This window comes from Microseira wollei NIES-4236, assembly GCF_020521235.1.
GTDB lineage: Bacteria > Cyanobacteriota > Cyanobacteriia > Cyanobacteriales > Aerosakkonemataceae > Microseira > Microseira wollei.
In genome coordinates this window covers 1-24,242 of the sequence record NZ_BLAY01000156.1, presented here as the reverse complement: position 1 = coordinate 24,242, position 24,242 = coordinate 1, and the positions used below count along the sequence as shown (strand labels likewise).

The 24,242-nt window shown below is 45.0% G+C and carries 12 protein-coding genes, 2 tRNA genes and 7 pseudogenes; 10 read left to right on the top strand and 11 right to left on the bottom strand.

Annotated features, from left to right (window positions below):
* Nucleotides 1–186: 186 nt before the first annotated feature.
* Nucleotides 187–405, bottom strand: a complete 219-nt coding sequence (locus MiSe_RS36360) for a hypothetical protein (protein ID WP_226589545.1) — start codon at nucleotides 403–405, stop codon at nucleotides 187–189.
* Nucleotides 406–633: 228 nt separating this feature from the next.
* Here MiSe_RS36360 and MiSe_RS36355 point away from each other — a divergent pair, with 228 nt between their 5' ends.
* A complete protein-coding gene (locus MiSe_RS36355; RefSeq protein ID WP_226589543.1) occupies nucleotides 634–3,651 on the top strand; it encodes a HEAT repeat domain-containing protein in 3,018 nt (1,005 codons plus the stop codon).
* A gap of 64 nt (nucleotides 3,652–3,715) precedes the next feature.
* On the opposite strand, the gene MiSe_RS36350 is transcribed toward MiSe_RS36355, so the two are convergent.
* Nucleotides 3,716–5,152 (bottom strand): hemolysin family protein, encoded by a 1,437-nt coding sequence (locus MiSe_RS36350; protein WP_226589541.1) that lies wholly within the window; start codon nucleotides 5,150–5,152, stop codon nucleotides 3,716–3,718.
* Between the two features lie 367 nt (nucleotides 5,153–5,519).
* Nucleotides 5,520–6,209, bottom strand: a complete 690-nt coding sequence (locus MiSe_RS36345) for a hypothetical protein (protein WP_226589552.1) — start codon at nucleotides 6,207–6,209, stop codon at nucleotides 5,520–5,522.
* 113 nt (nucleotides 6,210–6,322) lie between these two features.
* On the opposite strand from MiSe_RS36345, the gene MiSe_RS36340 reads away from it, so the two are divergent.
* Nucleotides 6,323–6,395: transfer RNA gene (locus MiSe_RS36340), tRNA-Ile, on the top strand.
* Between the two features lie 19 nt (nucleotides 6,396–6,414).
* Entirely contained in the window at nucleotides 6,415–6,903 is a 489-nt protein-coding gene (locus MiSe_RS36335; protein WP_226589539.1) for a TniQ family protein, read from the top strand.
* A gap of 40 nt (nucleotides 6,904–6,943) precedes the next feature.
* Here the strand turns inward: MiSe_RS36335 and ltrA are convergent.
* Nucleotides 6,944–8,735 (bottom strand): annotated as a pseudogene (ltrA, locus tag MiSe_RS36330) (group II intron reverse transcriptase/maturase).
* A gap of 610 nt (nucleotides 8,736–9,345) precedes the next feature.
* Nucleotides 9,346–10,596: pseudogene (locus MiSe_RS54145) on the bottom strand (RNA-guided endonuclease InsQ/TnpB family protein).
* A gap of 106 nt (nucleotides 10,597–10,702) precedes the next feature.
* Here MiSe_RS54145 and tnpA point away from each other — a divergent pair.
* Nucleotides 10,703–11,104: an IS200/IS605 family transposase gene (tnpA, locus tag MiSe_RS36310; RefSeq protein ID WP_226589548.1), complete on the top strand. Its 402-nt coding sequence runs from the start codon at nucleotides 10,703–10,705 to the stop codon at nucleotides 11,102–11,104.
* Between the two features lie 979 nt (nucleotides 11,105–12,083).
* Here tnpA and MiSe_RS36305 read toward each other — a convergent pair.
* Nucleotides 12,084–12,413 carry a hypothetical protein gene (locus MiSe_RS36305; protein ID WP_226589532.1) on the bottom strand — a complete coding sequence of 110 codons (330 nt, stop codon included), beginning with the start codon at nucleotides 12,411–12,413 and terminating at the stop codon, nucleotides 12,084–12,086.
* A gap of 1,227 nt (nucleotides 12,414–13,640) precedes the next feature.
* Nucleotides 13,641–13,712 (bottom strand) — tRNA-Gly (locus tag MiSe_RS36300).
* Between the two features lie 523 nt (nucleotides 13,713–14,235).
* On the opposite strand from MiSe_RS36300, the gene MiSe_RS36295 reads away from it, so the two are divergent.
* The 4 genes and pseudogenes from MiSe_RS36295 (at nucleotide 14,236) to MiSe_RS36280 (ending at nucleotide 17,844) form a co-directional block, all read left to right on the top strand.
* Nucleotides 14,236–15,105 carry an Npun_R2479 family HD domain-containing metalloprotein gene (locus tag MiSe_RS36295; protein ID WP_226589529.1) on the top strand — a complete coding sequence of 290 codons (870 nt, stop codon included), beginning with the start codon at nucleotides 14,236–14,238 and terminating at the stop codon, nucleotides 15,103–15,105.
* A gap of 6 nt (nucleotides 15,106–15,111) precedes the next feature.
* On the top strand, nucleotides 15,112–16,227 hold the full coding sequence (locus MiSe_RS36290) for an ABC transporter permease (RefSeq protein WP_226589526.1): 1,116 nt from the start codon (nucleotides 15,112–15,114) through the stop codon (nucleotides 16,225–16,227).
* Nucleotides 16,228–16,277: 50 nt separating this feature from the next.
* Nucleotides 16,278–16,517: a hypothetical protein gene (locus tag MiSe_RS36285; RefSeq protein WP_226589524.1), complete on the top strand. Its 240-nt coding sequence runs from the start codon at nucleotides 16,278–16,280 to the stop codon at nucleotides 16,515–16,517.
* A 62-nt stretch (nucleotides 16,518–16,579) separates the two neighbouring features.
* Nucleotides 16,580–17,844: pseudogene (locus MiSe_RS36280) on the top strand (RNA-guided endonuclease InsQ/TnpB family protein).
* Nucleotides 17,845–17,864: 20 nt separating this feature from the next.
* On the opposite strand, the gene MiSe_RS36275 reads toward MiSe_RS36280, so the two are convergent.
* Entirely contained in the window at nucleotides 17,865–18,881 is a 1,017-nt protein-coding gene (locus tag MiSe_RS36275; protein WP_444980602.1) for a ribose-phosphate pyrophosphokinase, read from the bottom strand.
* A gap of 282 nt (nucleotides 18,882–19,163) precedes the next feature.
* Nucleotides 19,164–20,397: pseudogene (locus MiSe_RS54140) on the bottom strand (group II intron reverse transcriptase); the annotation flags it as partial.
* A gap of 70 nt (nucleotides 20,398–20,467) precedes the next feature.
* Between MiSe_RS54140 and MiSe_RS51440 the strand changes: the two are divergent.
* Both MiSe_RS51440 and MiSe_RS53120 read left to right on the top strand, forming a co-directional pair.
* Nucleotides 20,468–20,743 carry a transposase family protein gene (locus MiSe_RS51440; RefSeq protein WP_264196771.1) on the top strand — a complete coding sequence of 92 codons (276 nt, stop codon included), beginning with the start codon at nucleotides 20,468–20,470 and terminating at the stop codon, nucleotides 20,741–20,743.
* A 211-nt stretch (nucleotides 20,744–20,954) separates the two neighbouring features.
* Nucleotides 20,955–21,259, top strand: a pseudogene (locus MiSe_RS53120) (transposase family protein).
* 258 nt (nucleotides 21,260–21,517) lie between these two features.
* Here the strand turns inward: MiSe_RS53120 and MiSe_RS36255 are convergent.
* Nucleotides 21,518–22,109: pseudogene (locus MiSe_RS36255) on the bottom strand (reverse transcriptase N-terminal domain-containing protein); the annotation flags it as partial.
* 665 nt (nucleotides 22,110–22,774) lie between these two features.
* A pseudogene (locus MiSe_RS53115) lies at nucleotides 22,775–23,869 on the bottom strand (RNA-guided endonuclease TnpB family protein); the annotation flags it as partial.
* Between the last annotated feature and the right edge of the window lie 373 nt (nucleotides 23,870–24,242).

The window sequence follows — 24,242 nt, the reverse complement described above, 5'->3', positions numbered from 1 at the left end:
GCTTGCTGATTCACAGAATCAACACAACATTGTAGGGACACGGCATCAATAAATTTGGCCGCCAAATCAATGTTTTTCTCCTGCCGTGTCCCTACGCTTGCTGATTCACAGAATCAACACAACATTGTAGGGACACGGCATCAATAAATTTGGCCGCCAAATCACAGTTTTTCTCCTGCCGTGTCCCTACGCTTGCTGATTCACAGGAGAAGGTGCAAAACGAGTTCCAGCACCTTCTCTACCCCTTGGCGTTCCTCGTTTAGGTGCGGAATAAGAACCGACAATTTTGTTAGAATTGTTGAGGAAGCTTTCGACCAAAATATTGTTGCACGTCGAGGTCGTTACAACCTGGGAACTTGTAGCTAAAATAATCGTAGTTAAGGATGCAAGGGATTGAGCATTCATCGAAGCCTCCTTAGCGGTTTAATTAACCACCTTCAGTAGCAATTGGAAGCTGCTTTCAAAACTGCATCGCTTCCACAATTACATCAAACAGGGAGGCTGCTTGAGTTCCCGATTACGCTATGATTGAGAATGCTTGACTTGTGCTTGACTTAGATATTTGCGCTTTGTTCAGCTATGGCACGGTCGATTAGAGTTGCCTCGGAATGCATCGCTAGAGTTAAACACGCTTTGAGGTGTCATGGTTTTCCCAGTCAGAATGCTTTGGCTGTGGCGCTAGGACTCTCTCGCTCTACTATAACTAGCTTTTTTACCGGGAAGCCAGTTGATTATGTAAATTTTGTCGAAATTAGCGAAAGATTGGGATTGGATTGGCAAGCAATCGCTTACATCGACTCTCCACCCCCAGAAACTACGCCGCCGACAGAAACGCCGCCAGAAACTAATCTCATTTTCGACTGGAAACAAGCAAGCAAAGCAATGTTGTTAGCACAAGATCGAGGACGCTTAACAACAAATCCCCTCACCGCTGGCGATGGATTAACCTTTGAACTCGATGATATTTACGTACCTTTAGGTTTAGTAGAACGCAAACAGAGACAGCGACGCATCGGCGATATTTCCCCGCAGCAAGGTTCAAAGATTTACGATCCAGATACTGCTGATGAAATTATCCAAACCTTCGATCGGCAAGAACGGTTTTTTGAGCAAGTTCTCAAATCTGGAAAAAGCCAAAGAATTGCGATTATCGGAGAACCTGGATCGGGAAAAACTACCCTGTTACAAAAAATCGCCGCTTGGATTCTCGAAAATACTCCCGATGTGCCGATTTGGATTTCCTTGGCAGATTTACAAGGTAAAACTATAGAAGAATATTTACTCAGCACCTGGCTAAGATCCGCTACCCGAAAAGTGCGCGTTACCCCAGCAATGGAAGAAGCACTAGGCGAGTTATTTAATAGTGGAAAAGTCTGGCTGTTATTAGATGCCGTCGATGAAATGGCAATCGGTGCAACGACTGGATTGCCTTTACAAACAATCGCCAATCAACTCACCGGATGGATAGCAGATGCGAAAGTAGTTTTGACTTGTCGCCTCAATGTTTGGGATGGGGGAAAAAATGCCCTGGAAACTTTTGAAACTTATCGCAATTTAGATTTTAGCTATGGGAATCCGGATGGGGTGGGACAGTTTATCCGCCGCTGGTTTAAGGATAATCTAGAAGTAGGACAACGCTTGCAACTCGAATTAGACCAACCCGGACGCGATCGCATCAAAGATGCGGTAAAAAATCCCCTCCGCTTAGCACTTTTATGCCGCACTTGGACGCTTGCACCCGATGGATTGCCCAATACCAAAGCCGCACTTTATCGACATTTTATCGAAGCCCTTTATGAATGGAAGCAAGAGCGATTTCCCACCAGTTCGAGGCAGCGACAGCAATTAAATCAAGCCTTGGGAGAATTGGCTTTAAAAGCAATTGCTGAAGAGAAAACAAAGTTCCGCTTGCGCCATCGTCTCGTTACATCGGTACTCGGAGAACCCGATGAAGATTTATTTAAATTAGCCCTACAATTGGGTTTTTTAAACCAAGTGGGAGTCGCCGCCGAAGCCGAAAACTGGGGCGAAAAAGTTTATGCTTTCTATCATCCCACTTTCCAAGAATATTTCGCCGCCCAAGCTATTAACGATTGGCATTATTTCCTCAACACATCTCCTGCCAGCTACCGCATTTTTGAACCACAATGGCAAGAAGTAATTTTATTATGGTTAGGCAGAGAAGATATACCAAAAGAACAGAAAGAAGAGTTTATTAAAGCATTAGTAGAATTTGAAGATGGATTGGGAGAATTCTCCATCGATGGTTATCAATACAGGGGATTTTACGAGTATCGCGCTTATTTTATAGCCGCTGAAGGTATTGCCGAGTTTGCAGATTGTAGTAAAGCGGATGAAATAGTAGCCCAAATTGTCCAGTGGCGTTTTGGTTATTTTAATAACGAGAAACAAAAGTGGATTAATTTAATACCAACGCTGAAAGAGTCGATTAGATTAAGTTTAATTAAAACGGATCGCAGCCGAGCGATCGCATCCTTACTCCACCTGCTAAAATCAGGCGAAGATGAATCGATCCGTTGGCGTGCAGCTTATAATTTGGGAACGATTGGTATAGGAAATAAAGATGCGATCGCTGCTATCGTTAACCTAATAAAAATATCCAAAAATCAAGCATCTTCTAGCCAAGCAGCTTGGATTTTGGCTAAAATAGACCCAGGAAATAAAGATGCGATCGCTACTTTATTACACCTGATTAAATCAACCGAAACAGAATCTATCCGTAAACTAGCCGCTTGTTATTTAGGTAAAATAAATCCGGGCAACGAAACGGCAGTTACTACCCTGATTCAACTGGTTGATTCTAGTTTAAATTCATCAATTCGCCGACAAGCAATTGAAAGCTTAGGCGAAATAGGCACGGGAAATGAACAAGCAACTGCGGCATTATTACAACCAATCGTAAACTCAGCAGAAACCGACTCAATTCGCCAGCTTGCAGCCGAAAGTTTAGGCAAAATTGCTCAGGGAGATCGAGATTGTATCGCTGCTTTAACCTCACTGATAAAAACAACTGAAAAAGAATCGATTCGCCGGATAGCAGCAACAGCTTTAGGTACAATAGATTCAGGAAATAAAGCAGCGATCGCAACTCTCACCCACTTAATTGAGTCGGCTAAAACCGAATCTAGCCGCAGGCGATCGGCTTATAATTTAGTAAAAATAGCTCCGGGAAATAAAGCAGCGATCGCCGCATTATTGCAAATAATTAAATCCACCAAAAAAGAAGCGCCACTAAGAAAATGCGTGGAAAGTTTAGGGGAAATTAGTATAGTGAATAAAACCGAGATCGATGCTATAATAAACCTCGTTGATTCAAGTCAGCTAGAATCAATTCGCCGCCAAGCCGCTTTGAGCTTAGGGAAAATGGAACCGGGAAATAAACAAGCGCTCGCAGAATTATTGCAACTGATTCAAACCACTAAAAATCCATCTATCTTATGGCAAGCTGCTGAAAGCTTGAAGCAAATTGTACTAGACGAACAGTTGCCAGAAGTTGTGAGTAATTTGAAACAATATTTATCACAAGAAACCTACAAAAATGACATCGATAGATACCGCGAATGTTATAATATTATAGGCTATTGCGCCCAAAATATGAATTATCCAGAATTTTACCAAGCTTGGCAATAGTTTGTAGGGGCAATTCCCCTGTGGTTGAGCCAAAAAATACCAATTAGCAATTAGCAATTAGCAATTACCAATTTTTGTTGTCTATATCCTGCTCTGGGGGGATGGGTTCGTTTTGTGTATTCTCGGCTTCATTTGCAGCAGTAAACTCTTCTATAATCAGAGCAGTTGCAGATTTTTGGCGACGGACGAGAATTTGATCCAAGCGCGGTCCTTCAACAGCAACCACAGTAAATTCGATATTTTTATAATGAAAAGTTTCGCCTTGGTTGGGAATTTTCTGCAACTGGTAAATTAGGAAACCGCCTAAAGTTTGGTATTCATCTGTGAGGGGCAAATCTAAATCTAACAACTCGTTGAATTCTGACAAATTTATTTGCGCCTGTAGCAAAAAAGTTTGTTCGTCTACTCTTTGGATAATTAAATCTTCGCTGCTATCCGGTTCGCCGGTATCGCCAATAATTTCAGCAATCAAATCATCTAGGGTCAGCAATCCTGCCGTGCCGCCAAATTCATCCACCACTACCGCGATTGATTGAGGCGCGCGCTGCATCATCGGCAGCAATTCGCTCAATTTAGTATATTCCGGGACAAACTTGGCGGGGCGAATCCAGGGTTGAATTTGGCTGTTTAAAGTGAGTCTACCTTGGGCTAAAGGTTCAGCCAATTCGATAAAATTAATAATGCCCACAACATCGTCCAAAGATTCCCCCGTAACGGGATAGCGAGAGTGTCCAGTCGTGGCAATTTCATTCAGAAGTTCCTGAAAAGTTGCGGTGCTGGGGATAGAGGTAATGCTGGTACGCGGTACCATCACCTCTGCTGCCATAACATCGCCAAACTCAAATACATTACTGAGTAATTCTCGCTCTTCGGCTTGCAAACCCGTAGACTCTAAAGAGGTGGAAATAATTAGCTGCAACTCTTCAGAAGTGACGGGAGGTAACCAAGCTTCATCGTTGTAGCGAATGCCCACCAATCGCAAGAGGAAGCGAGTGGATTGATTTAAAATCCAGATAAACGGCTTAAAAAAACGCGCTATCGCCAAACTAGATGGCCCCAAAAGCCGCGCCAGCTGTTCCGCATATATCAGCGCCACCGACTTGGGACACAACTCGCCCAAAACTATCTGTAAATAGGCGATCAGCAAAAAAGCGATGGGGATGGCAAGAGTGTGAGCGATCGCCCAATTCAACTTTCCTGGCAGGGGTAGGCGTGCCAGCAAGTCTGCCACCAAAACAGCCATTCCCTTTTCCCCGATCCACCCCAGTGCCAGACTAGAAAGGGTAATTCCCAACTGGGTGGTAGAAAGCACTCGGTCGATATTTCGTTGCAGTTTTTGGACAATTTTAGCCGCGGCGTCACCTGATTCCACCAACTGATTGATGCGCGATCGCCGCACCGACACAAAAGAAAACTCAGCGGTGACAAAAAACGCATTAATCGCAATCAGCAGCAGCACCGACAACAAGCGCGGCAGAACATCTTGCCAAGAAAGGAACATAGAAGGCGGATCCACCTAAAAAAATCCAGGAAACGGATAGCCACGCCATTGATTGCGTGGAGGAACGGCGACACGGCGATTTGAATCGCCTTCAAATCTGATAGAATCCAAATTGAACGAACGGTCTCGCTTGATCTAGAGACCTAAGAGCGGGCTGCGGGAAAGTCATGCCTATGGAGATATCAATCCCATGTGGGTTGAGCCTAGGAACCAAACCTCAGAGATTTAGCATCAGTTTTGCTGCTAAACCTGACAGTCGGATATCCAGGGAATATGGTTGAAAGCCCTGGAGAATCCCCGCCTCTTTAGAGCGGGGAGTGTCAATAAGCTTGAGGGGTGTGCTGGTCAGAATTACAATGCCCCATCCCTATCTTACTGGAATCCCAGAGGTTTGCAGGCGCAGTTGCTGATCTGGGTAATCTGTCAGGGTCAGGGAAATTTGCTCCGCACCATCCAGCACCGCCGTCGGGATACTAACCGTCCCCGCAACGGGTTGATTATTCGGTGGCAATTCCGTTGGCAAACCTTCCGTACTCGCACTCAAAGCGCGCCCCCGGTTATCGGTCACATCGAGGAAACTATAGAGAAACCTGACCGCAGAATTTCCCTCGTTTTTCAGGCTCACATCCAGCACTAGGGAACCTCCCTGCTGACGCGCCGAGCGAACTTCTAAAGTCACGCCTTTATCTTGGCTGATCGCTGGAAATCCAGGCGCAGGAGTAGTTGTTTGTGGCTGCGGCTGTTCCGGCGAGAGCGTCTTAGCGCGTTCATCCCTTTTTTCTTCTTTCTGTTCGGCTTCGCCTTCCTTCTCCTTGCGCTGGATCGTCGCCCTCACGCTTTTGATAATATCCGGCTCTTTGAGCATGACCAATGGTTTAGAATCCAACAGGGTTTCCTTTCCACCCGTCTTCTTCGCCGTTGGGCGAGCATCCGGCTGAGACACGCCTTTGAGGGCTTCATGCCCCAGAGCAAATCCCCATACTCCACTGGCGATGCTAGCTCCTGCCATCAGAGTTAGCAAAATCAAAGTCAGAACCACTGTGGAGTTAAATCTTATGGGTGGTACCTTAATGCGCTGCTTCCTTGTAGTTGCCATGGGCGGTTAAACAACTCTTAAATTGGTGGGTGAGTGGTCGAAGGTAGCGGATTTATAATACAATAAAAGCTCAACCAGGGTTGGCCGAGCGGTTTAGGCAGCGAACTCATAATTCGCCCCAGGCAGGTTCAACCCCTGCACCCTGGATTTTTGCTCCCCGTTTGCTGTGACTGGCTTTCCTAGTCAGCGACTTGCCAAAATATCGATAGGCGATTCTTCAGGAAGTGGCGAAGGAGTACAAGTAATGGCAGAGGTAGAAATTCAGCCTTGGTTGTTCGAGGTTGAACCATTAGAAGGGAAAAGCCTCAGCCATTTTTTGGCACGCTTCCGAAGACCAAATCACTTAACGCCAAGTAGTTTGGGGCAATGGGCAGGAGTTGGGGCGGTAGTGGCGAGGTGGGAACGGTTTGATTTAAATCCGCCTCCGAGTCAAAAGGATTTGGCAGCGTTAGCAAAGGTGGTGGGAGTCAGTGCAGAAAGGCTGGCTCAAATGTTACCACCAAAGGGTGTGGGATTGACACTCTCAGGGCTAAAGCCGCTCTCGTTCTGCGGACAGGGGAGACTGAGGTTTTTGCCAAAGTCTGACCCTCGCTGCGGTGGTATTAAACTCAGCGGGGCTGTCACCAGCCTCGCTGGTCTTCAAAACGGAACGTGAAAGTTTCCCTTCATTCCGCTCCTCAATGATTTGGTGCTTGTCACGCATACCTCATTACCCATTTTCCATTAACCATTTCTAGCCTTTGGGGGGCTTAGGCTCGGCTCTATTGCAGCCGGATTTGTTGCCAAGACTACCATCTGAAGCAGTCTTTGTGTCGTGGCAGTGTCTGTGTAGTAAGTCCCAATTGTTGTAGGAATCCTTTCCACCCTTTGATTTGGGGATTCTATGGTCAACTTCTAACACATCTTCATTTCTGAAGTGTAATCCGCAGTAGGCGCATTTTCCCTTTTGTGCTTTTAGTAGTTTTGCAACTCTTTGGGGCATTTCTGGGTGTTTGCCCATTCTTCCACTCCAGTAAACCAGGTTCCCGTTGTATGGTGACGATTCGCCTTTAACCATTTCATGGCGGATTATTGAGGTATTACCATGAAGTAGTAACCTAAGGACGTTTTTTCCTTGTCTGGTTGCGAATACCCAGTTGTTGCCGTCTATGGATTGCCAGTATTTGTTTGATATCCATTTCCCGTTTTTTGTGGGATGACGGCGTTTTGCCCAAGCTTTAAGCTTCTGATACATGAGGTTATCTATATCTGAGTAAACATCCTTACTTACCACAGTCGCGTAGTAATTTGCCCAGCCCCGAATTATTGGGTTCAATCGACTGATTAGCGCCGCTTGCGGTGCTGCCTTATGGGCTTCAATAATTCTCGCGATTTCTGCGTAATGTATCTTTTGCTTATGTTTGCTTGGGGTGATGATTGTCTTGAAACCCAGCAGTTCTCCGTTACTTCTTTTCCCTGATGAGTATTTACCCGCAGGAAGTTGTCGGATATTAAAACCTAAGAAGTCAAATCCTGGTTCTTCTAGCTCATACTGTTCAAGAGTATGAGCTATTCTTGTTTTGCTCGGCTTCAATTCCAAACCCATGTCACTTAACCATTCTGAGATTGTCTCTTGGCATCTTTGGACAACGGTTATGTCTTCATGAAGAATTACGAAGTCATCGGCGTATCGGATTAGGCTTAGAGCGTGGCAGTTTTTCTGCTTTTTTCCTGGCAGTTCTCTGGCTACCTGCTTTATCCGATTTTCCATCCCGTGGAGGGCAATATTGGCAAGTAACGGGGAAATGACGCCGCCCTGCGGAGTTCCCTCAGATGTATCGAAGTACTGCATATTATCCATCACTCCCGACTTTAACCATGCACGTATTTGACGGCGAATGGTGGGGAATGTATTTAATTTTCTGAGCAGTACTTCATGGTCGATACGGTCGAAACATTTTGCGATATCAGCATCTAGCACATATTTTGGCTTCTGCCTAATCGCATTGAATATTGCTTGAATCGCATCTTGACATGAGCGTCCAGGTCCCAAGCCGTATGAGTTAGGTTCAAATCGCGCTTCCCATTCTGGCTCTAACGCCTGTTTGACTAGCGCGCGGCATCGCTCGGTCTTTCATTGTAGGTATACCTAAAGGTCGCTTCTCCTCCGTTCCAGGCTTTGGAATCCATACTCGCCTGGTTGGACTGACCTTTGACCCAAGTTTTAGATTTCCAGTCAGGTTCAAACGTTGCTTTGGGGTCAGGCTTTTTTGCCCATCCACACCAGCCGTCTTCTTCCCTTGGTTATCTTGGGTTATTCTACGAACCGCTAATGCTCTTGCTGACCAAGACTTCATCAACGTCTTCTGGAGTCTGCGAACTGTTTTCACTTCGCCACGCTGAGAGGCAAGGGTAGATTCTCTTTTGGAGCTTATAAACTTTGCGTTCCAGCTTGCGCCAGTTCACTTGGTTCCATTCCACCGTAGTCTTTAAACTCGTTTTAGACATATTTACTCACTACTTGAGACTTTATCTTCCAAATCATCGTGAGTCCGTCTGCATATCTCTGGTGTTACCCAAAGCTTTCGCTTCTGACTCAATCTTTCCTGCTCGCTGCATACGGTTAGCACCTGCTCCTGGTATTCGACCTCCAAGAGAGCGAGCGAGAGGTTACTTCGTTCCGAATGACCATTCTGTGTATCTTTAGAGTGATGCTATTCGCCGGGTTTGTAGGAAGTGCTAATTGGTCAATGTTTGACTTGCCAACTCCTTATCCTTTGCCTTTTGGCTCCAGCTTCATCAGTTTTCAGGCATTGCCTTAAATCCTGCATTCCTTTCGGTTCAGCCCTATTTAGCTGGTTTAGACTGACGACGATTCAGTCGCATCTTCAAGCCGTGGCTTTACTCATGGATACTTTTGCTCGATGGATACCAGATTAGGCTTCTAGTAGTGCCACCTTTCATTCCCGCTTCAGGCGTTGATGGCTAGTCTCGAACCTGGGGAAAGTGCTTTCACCGCTGCACCTACGGGGTAGGTTTTTCACCTACATGGTCATTCAGTTGTCAAGGTTCTGTACCTTGCGGCTAATCCCCCAGAAACCCTTGTGAGTTCTAGTTTCTAGCCAACGAATCGCACCAAGCACCGCCTACCCAGTAAGCCTAAGTCTAAGCGAAGAAAAGCTGGCTACTTTTTTGAGGATATTTGCAGCACCATTAAGATCGGCATTCACAATTGAACCATTGGCAGAGCGATACAACCCGCGCGAAATTCGCTTACCCGATGCTTTCCACCCATCTGGCTTTTCGCCATATTTGGGCAGGGAGTCACCACCCTTGATAGCTGGCGATCAAAGTGTAAGATTCCTCAGTTTCTACAAATCGAATACCATGTAAATCGCCAAGTTGATGCAATCGTTCCTTCAATTTACCTAGTGGCATCTGAACGAACTTTTGATTGTTAACCTTACCAAGGTTGGCATCATTTTTAAACCCTTCGTTCCATCCAACTACTAGGGTTCCGCTCTGATGCTTCAAACAATGTTGAATGATTATTCTAGCTGCCTTATTAATCCCCGAAGCGTATCTGATGGTTGCGCCTGCGAGTAACGCGTTCTAACCATTTATCCCAATATCCTTCTGGCTTGCCTTCTTTACGAGTTGATACCTTTTTGTTCCACAATTGATTCATCCCCTTCATAGCGCGAGCATCAATTAAGAAAGAATTACCATTAGTATCGACACAGGCAGCTAAATTATCAGCGGTTCCCAAATCGATTGACAAAGCACGACTAATATCCAGGTCGTGCTTTTCTTTTTGCACTTCCTAGGATATCTCTAAGTAAAAAGCACCATTTTTGGGCAGAATAGTAAACTCTTTAACTTTTGAGTAATCAATGTTTGATGGCATAGGGAGAAAGAACTCCGATATGCCAAACCACCTTCTAATAGTCAATCCCAAAGAAAATTTTAGCTTCCCATCGAGCAACACCGGCTTCTGTGCGCCAGTATTGGGGTAGGTCACCTTGAATAATTTTGCCCCTTTGAGATATTTTGGTGGTTTTGGTTTGAAGCGCAACTTGCCCTTAAAGTGTAAATCCCTCAGTTCCTTAAAAGATTTAAAAGCTTCTGCCACTGACATCAGTGTTTGTTGCATTGGCGTTGAGGGCAAAGATTGATCAATCTTTGATTTTGAAACTGATGGTTCATAAATTAAGTCAAACTTTCCTGATAACAACCTTCCTGTTTTAAAGAATATTTGTCTAGCCTAATAAGTTTCATTTTTGTAGAGCTTTCCAGACTGTTGGCAAAGATACTCTAACAACGATCGCGTTTCGGGATCTGGACGTAGCAATATTTGCTGGACGCCCATAAAAGTTTTAGCTTTAGCTTTCGGCATGACCTCTTATTTTAGTTGACTCATTTATAGTAATCGACTAGGCTAGCAGTGTCAATCAGAGGTGACAAAACAACAAAATATGTTGTTGCAGAAAGATTATCAAACTCACAATCACGTTAAGTACTTGATTAATTATCACTTTGTCTGGATTCCCAAACGAAGAAAGAAGGTTTTGGTTGGAGACATAGCAACAAGGTTGCGACAAATATTTTTGGATTTGGCGATAGAGAAGGGTTGGGATATTTTAGCTTTGGAGGTCGCCCCAGACCAGATCCACTTATTTATTAGCGTCAAGCCCGTCGATACTCCTCATTTGGTTGTTAAGGCGTTTAAGGGTAGATCTAGTTACTACCTGCGGAAAGAGTTTCCTGAATTAAAAAAGCTGCCGTCTCTTTGGACGAACAGCTATTTTATTAGTACTGCTGGCAATGTTAGCAGTGAGGCGATAAAGCGCTATATTGAAGATCCGCACCATCGTTAACCCTGAAATGCCACGGCGGTTAAAACCGCTCGTGTCGCACACCGACCAGCACTAAAGTGTCTGAGGAACCCGCTTCCCGTGTTTTTCTATGAAGTGTACTCCGATTCGGTTATGTGGGGCGTGTTATGGGTAGGTTCGGTGCCATCGGAGCGAGTGGCAGTTTAAGTCGGTGTGGAAATGCGTCAGCCACCAGTTGAAGCTTTTATCTAAGTGTCCCAAGTGTGAAACAGGATTCAAGATCCCTGCTTTGTGGCAGAACGGCTAGTTTGGCTTGTTTACGTTAACTTTGGGATACATAGCAAAATTAGTGCTGATGTTCCAATGTCTAGTAGTGAAGCACAGGTACAAATTTGGCAAGGTTCAGAGAAGTTCCGATGGGCGGGTGAGGGTAGTAAATCCCTCTCTTGTGAAACTAAACAACTAATGGAATCATTAGCCTCTGAGATTTTAGATATCGTTTGCTCGAATGATTTTTAACGCCCAAAGAGATGTTTTTAGTTTTAGACAGCCAACACTTGCTGCGCCGCCACGTCCATCAGTGTCTCGCTATGCGATCGCGCTTCGTTCAGCTTGCCTTCTAGCCCATAGCACAGAACAGCCTCGCGCATCCCAATTACATAGCCAACACTTGCCGCACCGCCACTGCCATCAACGTCTCGCTATGCTTACGCCATCAGTTACGCTTGTTGTTTAAGTGTCCAAAGTGTAAGGCAAAATTTAAGAGCCTAGCGTTGAGGAAGCAAGGGGTTTGCCAGCGGTGTCGTTTGGCTAGAGGGGAGATGGCGAATTACCAGAAGCCGATTTTTTAGTGATGTGACCTAATAGATCCCCATTTCTGATTTACCAGGCTGACGATTCCTGCGTTGCTGCTGTGCCTCCTTTATCAAGCTTACAGCTATGCTTCCATTTATGGATTCATGTAAAGAGTGATATTTATCTGTGGAAGCTGGTTAGTAATAAATCCTTTTAAGTATGAATCCTATTCCTTAATAGCCCAATGAACTAGCTCCATGTGTTTGGTGTTATTGCGGCTAAATTTGTGATAATCCTGCCCAGGAGTATTAAAATGTTTATTGAGAGTATTTACTGCATTCTTATTACTACGTAAAACTCCATGTGCTACTAATTCACGCGCAGCTTTTGCTAGAGCATCTCGTTGAATCGTTCCCCAGCCCATGTTTTTATTATCATCATTAATTAGCTCAAATAATGCGAGACCTATAAGCTTGGCAACAGGATATGAAAGCTTTGAAACATCGACATAGATTTCTATATACTTTTCAATATTGCCAGAAGCAGCGTTAAGCACCCACTCGAACTTCTCCTTTGTAAAGTACCTATTTGTTTGAGTCCTGAATATTCCACAGGAAAAATATCCTCATATATGTAAGGTTTTTCTGTCTTGTTAAAACCCTCAACAACTAAAGCTTCTGTCTCTAATAAGGTGGCTGAATATTCATGAGTAACATATCTGGTATATAAATATTTATTTAACTGCTGCTTGGCCTGCTCAAAAAGCTTTTGAATACTCGGCCGCTCGGCCTAACTTAATTCTAAAATTAATGAGTTAATTAGGTAATCTACCACTTCAGGAATCCAATCTAAAACTCTAGCTAATAGCCTATGGGTTTCTGTAGCTGAATCATCGATTGAGATGATTCAGCTACAGAATTCATCTTTATATAAGATAGAGGAGGGAATTCCAATGCTTAAGGGAATTTCCCCTCTGTATAAATAGGTATTATTAGCCATAAACCTTGACTTTGCCATTAGATTTATACAGATTAAATAACATTTGCCTTGCTGCCAACCCCGACTTGTCAGAGCGGGTGTAATGTACTTAGTACAGATGTCCCGTTCGCTCAAGAGTTTCTTGTCAACTGCTTCTCGCCTAATACGTTGGTTACGTAGTTATTGTCCTTTATCGGTGAGGCTTACTAAACCCCTGTGGTTAAAAGTCAATAAAGATCGATATCCGTTGATTGCAAGCGGTTAGTGAGGAGGATAGCGATGCGCTCCATGGGATAATGATTACAGTCTTTTTGTGGGATGGTTGCTTCTCTGTTTAAGCCAGAGATAGCGCCACAATTTTAGAGGTTTACGAAAATAGCCTCTAAAAGCTAGTTCAGGTAACTGTTTTAGCTGGCGTTGTTTCAACTTTCATCCCAACTATGGGTGGGTTGAAAGAGTATTTTCTTAACTTCGTGGAAAGTTATTCTTGCTGTTTCAACTTTCATCTCAACTAGGGGTGGGTTGAAAGAAAATTGACAACCTCACAGTAATCCTAGAAAAACACAGTTTCAACTACCATCTAAAGTAATGTTATAAAACTTACAAATACTAGAGTGGATTGAAAGGAACGTCAGCTTCCCAAGATGACAATTTGTTTTTTATTCGGATGCTTTTCAGAAATTAAGACGACATTAATATGTCACTGCTCATTAAACGACATCTATTTGGCACGACGACACATAATTCGTCTCAACGACACCAATCTGTCACCGACGACAATTAATTAGTCATTGTACAGAAACCAAGCGGGTGAAGGGACTCGAACCCACGACATTCACCTTGGGAAGGTGACGTTCTACCACTGAACTACACCCGCATACAATTGTCTATTTTGACACTCCCGGCGCCTATTGGTAAGGGGTCTTAAGACTTCACAGCCTTAATATCCTGAGAACTCAGGAAACCTTAGCCCACTATCCTAGCTTTGCAGCTAGCTCCAGGTTCGTCAACTTTCCCCCAGTCCGGGGGTACGTTTTAACGTCTTGTACCAATTTTAGCATAATCGCTTCCACCTTGACCCGACGAGATCGTCCCGGTAAGCACTACATCCCCCGCCTTGAGGACGGGGGTTTTGTGCCTCTGGTCAAATTTGAGGGCACATTATGGCACTCTGGCTCAAAAATTGCCCGCGCTCGCCAATCGATCCCGTCTCAACCGTGGCGATCCCATAGGGAATATTACGAAAGTACCTTGGAGCGTTGGTTGCGCTAGCATATAAACCAATTGTGGAAAAAACAGGGATTTGTTCCTATCTTGAATAAAAATTAAATGAAGATAACAAACAACTATAGCTGCCCAATCCCTCTAGACATTGCCAGTAGCACGAGCGAGTAACCAGCATGTTTAATGCCACAGAAATCTTAATCGACGCCTTCGTACAAAACCTCCGGGATGGCTACCACCGCACCTACGGGGGATGGAAAACCAACTACGAAGACATCATTGGCTGGGCGGGAAGTATGGCGTTAGAAAATATCGCCAACAGCGACGCCCTCTATCATAACGTCGAGCATACGATTCTGGTTACCTTAGTCGGGCAAGAAATCTTACGCGGGAAACACATCCGCGAAGGTGGAATTTCTTGCGAAGATTGGTTGCACTGCATTATCTCTCTGCTGTGTCACGACATTGGCTACGTTAAAGGCGTGTGTCGCGCTGACAGAGATCAAGAAAGATTGTATGCGACTGGAAAAGACGGCGGCATGGTCGCTCTGCCCCCAGGTGCTTCGGATGCCAGCCTGACGCCTTATCATGTAGATCGAGCCAAACTCTTTATCGAAGAACGGTTTGGCGGTCACAAGCTAATCGATGCCGAAGCGATCAAGCGCAATATAGAATTAACCCGTTTCCCTGTCCCCGTGGCAGAAGATCACCAGGATACGGTTAATTATTCGGGTTTAGTGCGCGCCGCCGATCTCATCGGTCAACTTAGCGATCCGCGCTATCTCAAGAAAATCACTTCTTTATACTATGAATTTGAAGAAACTGGCGTGAATAAAGCTTTAGGCTACAGCCATCCCGGAGATCTACGCAAGAACTATTCCAAGTTTTACTGGAACGGGGTTTATCCCTACATCAAAGATGCACTCCGCTATCTCACCCTGACGCAGCAAGGAAAGCAAATCATCGCCAACTTGTACTCGAACGTGTTTGTGGTGGAACACGAAAAGGTTGAGGAGGAACAAAGAAAACTGGTTGAACATCGGTAAAAGTGTATGAACTGGTGGCAGAAACTGAAAAAGAATCCCCTGGCTAGTTTGGGGGCAATAATCCTGTTAATTTTCTACTTGGCTGTCATTGCAGCCGATTTTGTCGCGCCTTACGACCCCTATGCGTCTCAATTCAACGGTTCTTTACTGCCACCGACCCAGATTTACTGGCGCACCGAACAGGGACGGTTTATCGGGCCGCACGTGTATCCTACGACACAAGGAGCGGTAGACTTGAAAACAGGCGATCGCTTACTCACGGTAGACCGCCAAAAACCCTCACCCCTGCGCTTGTTTGTCTCTGGGTCAACCTACAACTTGTTTCAGTTCAGTCTCCCCTTACCCCCCCAGTTTCAAGAAGTAAAAATTTTTACAGGCATACCCTGTAATTTGCACCTATTCGGCACTGGGGGCGAAGGCAAATTTAACTTATTGGGAACGGACGAACAAGGGCGCGACCAATTCAGTCGCTTGGTGCATGGAGGCCGGATTAGCCTTAGCATCGGTTTGGTAGGAATTGCGATTTCCTTCCCTTTAGGAGTACTGATAGGTGGAATTTCCGGCTATTTCGGTGGCTGGATTGACGGCGTTTTGATGCGCGTCGTGGAAGTATTGATGACGATTCCTTACATCTACCTTCTGGTTGCCCTATCGACGGTTTTGCCCCCTGGAATCAGCAGCGCCCAGCAGTTTCTGCTAATTGTGGTGATTACCTCGTTTGTCAGCTGGGCGGGGTTAGCACGAGTAATTCGAGGACAGGTGCTGTCAATTAAAGAACGGGAATTCGTCCAAGCTGCACGGGCGATGGGCGGTAAGCCCCTGTATATCATCATCCGTCACGTTTTACCCCAAACAGCGACTTACCTGATTATCTCGGCGACTTTAGCAGTGCCTGGTTTTATCGTCGCCGAATCGGTACTGAGCTTACTCGGATTGGGAATTAAGCCGCCCGACCCGTCTTGGGGTAATCTGCTTTCAGTGGCGACCAATGCTTCTATTTTGGTGCTACAACCTTGGCTAATTTGGCCTCCAGCGATTCTGATTATCGTTACAGTATTGGCTTTTAACTTACTCGGCGATGGTTTGCGGGACGCCCTCGATCCTCGCAGTCAGCAACGGTGAATCGAGTAATGGGTAATCGGTAATGGGTAATCGGTAATGGGTAATCGGTAATGGAAAGCAATACTTTCAGTGACTTGTTTCGATACCAATTACTACAAATTAGGCGATCGGTAATGGGTAATGGCAAGAAATACCAATTACCCATTACCAATTACCCATTACCCATTACCCATTACCTGAATGTCGGCAGAAGGCTCCCGCTAGACTGCGGAGCAGTTAGCGGCGAGACGGTAGGCTTGAATGCCGGAAGTGGTTCCGGCATCGCCTACCTCATGAATGCCCACCAATGAATAAATGCGAAGCATCCTTAAAAAATATAGACGCATTTTCTAAAGTATGATATTGTATTAGTATGATAACAATAACCTACGAGTACAAATTAGCTCCCACACTTGAACAAATACAGACTTTTGACCAATGGTTAGAAATCTGTATTTGTTCAAGTGTGGAATTTTGCGTTAAGAGAACGCAAGGACTGGGCTAACTCTAGGAAGTGCGACATCAATGCTTGTAGCATCCTGATGGAATATATAATTCCACCGGATGTTAAGCGACCTACCTATGGTAGTCAGTGCAAAGCACTAACCGCAGCCAAGAAAGAATATCCCCATCTTAAAATAGTTCATTCGCAAGTGTTGCAACAAGTTCTAAAGCAACTTGAAACAGCGTTTGTGTCAATGTGGGAAAGAGGATTTGGTTTTCCCCGTTTTAAGAAAAAGATGCGTTCATTTGTATTTCCACAAATGAACGAAAAAGATATAGTTGGGGATACGATCAAACTGCCTAGTATCGGCATGGTCAAGATGCGTTTATCTCGTCCAATACCTGACGGGTTTACCCTAAAGCAGGCTCGTATTGTTAAACGTGCATCTGGATACTACGTAATGCTTTCATTGCAATGTGATGTTAATGTACCTGATGTACCTCCTCATGGGGAACCATTAGGGATTGATGTCGGATTGCTCTCCTTTGTTGCTACATCGTCGGGTGAGTTGGTTAAAAGACCTCGTTTCTTCGTTGATACCCAGAGTCAGCTGAAATTGCTACAAAGACGGTTAAAGCGCAAGAAAAAGGGTAGTAAGAATTGGCGCTTGCCTCACCCAAAAAATAGCTTTATTGCACGAACATATTTCCAACTCAAGAAAGGACTGGCATTTTAAACTGGGCCATCATCTTTGTAATCAAGCAGGAATGATTTTTGCAGAGGACTTAAACCTAAAAGCAATGTCTAAAGGAATGCTATGCAAGCATACCTTAGATGCTGGTTTCGGTCAGTTTTTAAATATCTTGAGTTGGGTATGCTGGAAACGCGGCGTGTACTTCGCCAAAGTCGATTGCAATGGTACATCTCAAACTTGCCCCATATGTGATACTCATACCCCCAAGGATTTAAGCGTCAGGGTACATGATTGCGTTTGTGGATATCGAACCGATAGAGATCTAGCAGCAGCCCAAGTAGTGAAAAAGAGAGGGCTTTTAAGTCTCAACGCCGATGGACAAGCGGTGTTCCAAAACGTCTGTGGAGACGGTCTAACGGGGGCAGCAATGCCTAGTCAAGAGTCTTTGAAGCAGAAAAGCCAGACTGTGAAGTTTGGAATCCCCCGCCATATTGCGTAAGCAATTGGCGGGGGAGGATGTCAACGAAACATACTGCTAACCGAACTATCTTCGTGAATGCGCCAGATGGCTTCGCCTAGCACGTTAGCCACTGAAAGCACTGTCAGCTGTTCAAACCGATCTTCTTCGCGAATGGGTATCGTGTTCGTCACGATTACTTCTTCCAACAACCCGCTGGATAGTCGTTCAGTTGCTGGGGGCGAGAAAACCGCATGGGTGGCACAAGCGTAAACCTGACGCGCCCCTTCTTTCCGCAATAATGCCGCGCCTTGAGCGATCGTGCCGCCCGTGTCGATCATGTCATCTACCAATACAGCCGTTTTACCGGCGACATCGCCGATTACATTCAAAACTTCTGCTACGTTATGAGCTTGGCGGCGCTTGTCGATAATTGCCAGGGGCGCATCGTCAAGCTTTTTGGCAAACGCTCTAGCTCGCGCCACGCCGCCTACATCCGGCGACACAACAACGATGTCAGAGAGTTGTTTGTTTGCCAGATAATCGATCAGTACGGGAGAACCGTAGACGTGATCGAAGGGAATATCGAAATAGCCTTGAATTTGTGCCGAGTGCAAATCCATCGCCAGTACGCGATTGGCTCCAGATTCGGTAATCAGGTTCGCCGCCAGCTTGGCTGTAATCGATTCTCGCCCAGCCGTCTTGCGGTCGGCGCGGGCATAGCCGTAGTAAGGAATTACAGCTGTAATTTGTCTTGCCGACGCCCGACGACAGGCATCGATCATAATCATCAATTCCATCAGGTGATCGTTGACCGGACGGCAAGTCGGCTGGATGAGGTAAACATCGCAGCCCCGGATCGATTCCTGAATTTGAAGGTAAATTTCTCCGTCCGCAAATTGTTTGAGGACGATTGGACCTAACTCAATTCCCAGGTAAGCAGCAACTTCCTGAGCCAGCGGACAGTTGGCAGATCCGGCAAACAATCGCAGGCGATTGTTTGCCGCAAGTTCCGCTGGTGGCGACTGAAGCGTCAAAGTGCCAGAACGGATCACAACAGACCCTCGAAGCATGTTCATCGCGATCTTATCATCTCAGTTTGGCTAGATGTGAACTACCCCGCACGGGCGGACGGGGCTTCTGTACTCACCGGGGAGTACACTAGATGAGACTTTCGCCCCATCTTTGGTCTTATCTCCCCGACTACAGCAAAAGACGGCTGAACCATCCCTATGCGAGCATTCTGATACCCTCTGCTCTCATAATTAAAGTCAGTGAAGGAGTCGCCTCCTCCACTGCTCTCCAAAACGGAACGTGATACTCTCGCATCATTCCGCTCCTCAGTAAAACGGCTGTTGTCATCAGTACGTCATTACCAACATATCGTTTTCCCAAACCCAAAGGTTTAGTTCTACGGGTGGCTTAGGTTTAGCACTTTTACAGCTAGATTTGTTACCGAGACTGCCATCATTGGCAGTCTTTGTGTCGTGGCAATGTCGATGGAGTAGTTGCCAATTATCATATGATTCCCGTCCACCAATAGATTTAGGGATGATGTGGTCAACTTCTAAGGAATCTCCTTCTCTGAAGTAGTTACCGCAGTGGGCGCATTTCCCTTTTTGTCCCTTGAGTAGTTTAGCCACTCTTGCGGGTATTTCAGGATGTTCTCCCATCCTTGAACTCCAATACATCCAGTCTCGGTCATAGGGAGATGCCGTCCCCTTTACCTTTACATAGCGACTTATTTTCCTGGAGCTATGTTGTATTAGCTTTAGAGGATTTTCACCCTCTCTGGTAGCGAATTCCCAGTTATTACCTTCTCAGGTTTTGAAGTATTTGAGGCCTATCCACGCTCTGCCTTTATTTCTATGACGGTGCCGACCCCATTTCAGAAGCTTCCAGACAACTAAGTGCCACAACCTTTCAAAGACTTTCTGGCTGACGACTGTTGAGAAGTAGTTACACCAACCCCTTATAATAGGATTTAGTTTCTTGATTAAAGTCGCTTGGTTTAACCCACGTGACTTATTTATTACTTCGGCAACCTTTCTGTAGTGCCTTTTCTGACTATCTTTGCTGGGGGTGATAATAGTCTTAAATCCGAGAATTTTACCTTTGACTTTACCTGAGTTATATTTTCCTACTGGAAATTGTCTGAGGTTGAATCCTAAGAAGTTAAATCCAGGCTCTTCATCATCTAATTTATTCAGGGTATGAGCTAGTCTTGTTTGACTCGGTTTTAATTCTAACCCGATGTCACTTAACCACTTCTCTATTTCTGAATTACACAGTTTTATTACTTCTAAATCCTCATGGAGAACTAGGAAGTCGTCTGCGGATCTGATTAGTGAAATCGATTTCAGCTTATCTCTTATACATTGAGGGTCGCTTCATATCGAATTTTGGGGCTAAACCCCTAATCAATTCCTCAATACCATGTAAGGCTATATTTGCTAACAGAGGGGATATTACCCCGCCTTGCGGTGTGCCATCTGGAGTTGGGAACAGCTCTTTTCCATCCATAACACCAGCTTTTAACCAAGCGAGGATTTGCCTCCGTAAGGTTGGATAGGTATTTAGTTTTCTCAGAAGTGCATTAGACCTCTCCAACAAACAAACTATCCCGCGAGCGCGTGGGGTAAAATAGAGTTTTACCTGGCCAAAAATGAGTCAACTGAGAGAATACATAGAAAAGCACCCATCAGAAACCCAACGGTTAGTGGGACTAGATTACGAGCAGCTGCTCGAGTTAATAGGTCAAGCCGAAAGATTACATAAGGAAAAACAACTGACAGTAGCACAGAAAAAAACGAGAATAATTAAAGCTGGAGGCGGTAGGCAGCCAAAGTTAAGCTTGACCGACCAGGTACTGCTGACATTAGTATATCTACATCACTTACCGACATTCCAGATGCTAGGAGTTCAATCCAGTTTGGAGTAAGTGAATCAGCAGCCAATTATATATTTCACTACTGGCTAGGAATACTAAGGGAGCTGCTACCAGCGTCGCTGGTAGAACAAGTAAAAAAAAACGCATCAGAATGGGAATGGATTGAAGAAATATTAAGCCAATTTGAGTTAATAGTGGATTTGGCGAGCAACCCCGTGAAAGACCGACAGAGTATCAAGAGCAAAAAAAGTATTACTCAGGCATGAAGAAAAGGCATACATTTAAAAACCAATTAATAGTGATGCCTACAGGTAAAGAAATAGTGGATGTAGTAGTAGGGAAACCGGGAGCAACCAGCGACATAAAAATTTGGCGCGACGGACAGAGTTCAGTGATAACCAGAAGTTTCAAGGGGATAAAGCTTATGTGGGGGAAACAGCGATAGACAACCCTCATAAAAAAAGTAGAGGTAAAGCAATGACAATTGAACAAAAACAGGAAAATCAAAAAAAGGCCAAAATGGTAGAACATCTGATTAGGTTGATGAAAACATTTCGGTTCGGATAGCCGCTGAAAGATTTAGATTAAAATATTCAATATATGAGCGAGTAATTTTGACAGTATGTGGATTAATTAGATGGCGAATAGGCGCGATAGTTTTAAATAGCTAAAACCTCGAAAAATTCTGAGTAAATATGATATCAGATTACCTAAGAAATACCCTCCAGTTTGACTGCAACACTGCCAAAGCCTGATATAACCGTTGGTTTTTGACTGCCTGCCCCCCAAAGGGCAGGCAGTCAAAAACCAATATTAGAGAGGCTTTGACAGTTTTTGGAGATGTCTATTGTGATTAATGCGGTCGAAACATCTACTGATGTCGGCATCTAGCACATATTTTGATTTATGCTTAACCGCCAAAAAGATTGCTCCTATCGCATCATGACATGAGCGCCCAGGTCCCAAGCCGTATGAGTTAGCTTCAAATCGCGCTTCCCATTCTGGCTCTAACCCCAGTTTAACTAGCGCGAGGCATCCCTCGGTCTTCCATTGTCGGTATGCCTAAAGGTCTTTTCTCCTCTGTACCAGGCTTGGGTATCCAAACTCGGCTTGTTGGTTTGACCTGAGAACCCAGATTGATTTTACTTATCAAGATAAGACGTTGCTTTGGGGTTAGTGATTTTACACCATCCACACCTGCCGTCTTTTTTCCTTGATTATCCTGAGTTACCCGACGAACCGCTAAGGCTCTTGCTGCCCAAGACTTGATCAAAAGTTTTTGGAGTCTGCGTACTAACTTGACATCACCACGATTAGACGCTTTGTATATCCGCTTTTGCAACTTAAAGGTGGTACGTTCCAGCTTTCGCCAGTTTATATCCTTCCATTCATACATCGGTTGTAGTGCCGTGTTCATGACTTATTAATTGCATACTTGTAGCTATACATTCCGTATTACCGTGAGTTTGTCAGCATATCCTCACTATTACAGTGAGGCCTTGGCTTCTGACTCAATCTCTTCCACCCGTTACCTGGAAATTCAGATGTTACGTCAAAGCTGACTACTCGAAGTATTCGACCTCTTCGAGAGTAATCAGGTGGGTTACTTCGTTCCTCATGACCTTTGGTTTGTTCTGTTAGGATGTCACCTTTTCACCGAGTTTTTGGGTAACGTAGGCATGTCGATAAAAATCCTCATGCCACCCATTTCTTATGCCCTTTTGGGACTCCCAGCGTAAAAAGCCTTATTTCGCTGGTTCGCAGTAACGGTGATTCAGGCAGTGACTTAACTTTCGCTATCCATCAGAACTTGCTCACGGGATACCACCTTTAGGCTGGCAGCTCTTTTCCGCTTTTATCCCCGCTTCACCGATTGAGGGCTAGTCGCTACAGTGGGGGACATGCTTTCACTCCTACGTCTGGAGGACAGGGTTTGACGCTTTCTAGGGTACTAACGCTCACCTGCAAGGTTATGAAGTTGTCATCTACAAGGGATTAAAGTGCGAACTCAATCCTGATGGATTATCCTGTAGAAGCCAGTCATCCCCCAATTTCTCGGTTTCGACTGAACGAATCGCACTTTATCGCTGCGTTTCCATCCCGGTCATGGTGAGTGCCGCAATCAGGACAAGTCCATTCCCTCACTTCTAACGGCATTTCATCGACTTGTTGATCGTAACAATTAGAGCAAAGCTTGGAACTGGGAAACCATCTATCAATTTCAACCAGCTTCGCACCAAAGCGTTCTAACTTGTAGGCTAAAAAGTTGGTAAACGTTCCCCATCCAACATCAGAAATTGCCTTTGCTAAGTTGTGGTTACGTTCGCTCAGCGTGCGCGAAGCGCATACCATGGGCAATGACCATGAAGATTTTCTACTATGACAGCAATGCTTAGCTGACCAACTTGTAACTAAGTTTGTGCAGAAAATCTTGCCGCGAGTTGCTAACTCGCTCGTACACCTTAGCGACAACTTTCCTGTATTTGTTTCTTGATTTGCTTCCCTTTTGCTTACGTGCTAATTTTTTCGGCTTGCGCTTCAGGTTTTTTTCATGCTTGGCAAGATGCTTGGGATTGTCGTATTTTGACACTTTTTCGCCGTCAGTAACAACGGCAAAATGCTTCAAAACTAAATCAATACCATAAATCTTGCCTTCTGTTGTAGTTGGGTTTTCACCTTCTACTGAGGTCAGTATAGATGCAAAGTATTTCCCCGAAAGAGTCTTGCTAACGGTAACGGTCTTTATCTTCCCCTCAATAGGTCTATGTATTTTGGCTTTGACTATCCCAATATTGCCAGGGAGCTTGATATTGCCATTTACAATTTTGACGTTCTGAGGATACTGGATTGATTGTTTACCGTGCTTGGACTTGAATTTAGGAAACTTGCGCGTTTCTCAAAAAAGTTCCTGTACGCTGTGGTTAGGTTGAGCGTCGTGGCCTGTAAAACTTGGCTATAGCAATCAGCTAACCACAGGGTTTCCTTTTGTTTTTTGAGCTTTGGCAATAGTGCATTGTGTGCTACCTGTCCCAGCCCCTTGCCTGTGGTTTTATACGTTTCAATTGATTTATTTAGCGCCTAGTTCCACCACCAGCGAGCTACCCCGAATGTTTGAGACAAAAGTATTTCTTGTTGCTGAGATGGGTATAAACGAACTTGTATGGCTTTGTGCTGCACTCAATATCACCCCCTTGGCAAGCTTGCCTTACTGCATTCTACACCCAGCAGTAAGAATTGTTCAGAAATGGGAAAAGTCAGGGGTATCGTAGCTTGCTTGGGCGAAGCGGTACCCCTGACTTTTCCCCTGCTATTCATCCCCACCGCTCCCGGCGGATGGGGAATTCCGCAGGTTTTGTTAAAGCTAGGACTTACGCAAAGAAACCTCTACACAGAATCCCCATAATTTACTACCGGGGGTAAACTTGCCACGGCACAGGATACGACAGCGGCAAGTTATTGGGGGGGAAACCCTGCCAGACCAGCATCAGCTGACTCACTAGTCCCCTAAAATCCCTTGTGTCCCACTCGCTGACACGAGTCTCGTTAGGCG

Coding starts and splice junctions, on each gene's coding strand:
- tnpA (WP_226589548.1), top strand. CDS start 10,703: ATGTTGTTGCAGAAAGATTATCAAACTCACAATCACGTTAAGTACTTG.
- MiSe_RS36360 (WP_226589545.1), bottom strand. CDS start 405: ATGAATGCTCAATCCCTTGCATCCTTAACTACGATTATTTTAGCTACA.
- MiSe_RS51440 (WP_264196771.1), top strand. CDS start 20,468: ATGAGTCAACTGAGAGAATACATAGAAAAGCACCCATCAGAAACCCAA.
- MiSe_RS36285 (WP_226589524.1), top strand. CDS start 16,278: ATGGAAAGCAATACTTTCAGTGACTTGTTTCGATACCAATTACTACAA.
- MiSe_RS36290 (WP_226589526.1), top strand. CDS start 15,112: ATGAACTGGTGGCAGAAACTGAAAAAGAATCCCCTGGCTAGTTTGGGG.
- MiSe_RS36295 (WP_226589529.1), top strand. CDS start 14,236: ATGTTTAATGCCACAGAAATCTTAATCGACGCCTTCGTACAAAACCTC.
- MiSe_RS36275 (WP_444980602.1), bottom strand. CDS start 18,881: ATGAACATGCTTCGAGGGTCTGTTGTGATCCGTTCTGGCACTTTGACG.
- MiSe_RS36350 (WP_226589541.1), bottom strand. CDS start 5,152: ATGTTCCTTTCTTGGCAAGATGTTCTGCCGCGCTTGTTGTCGGTGCTG.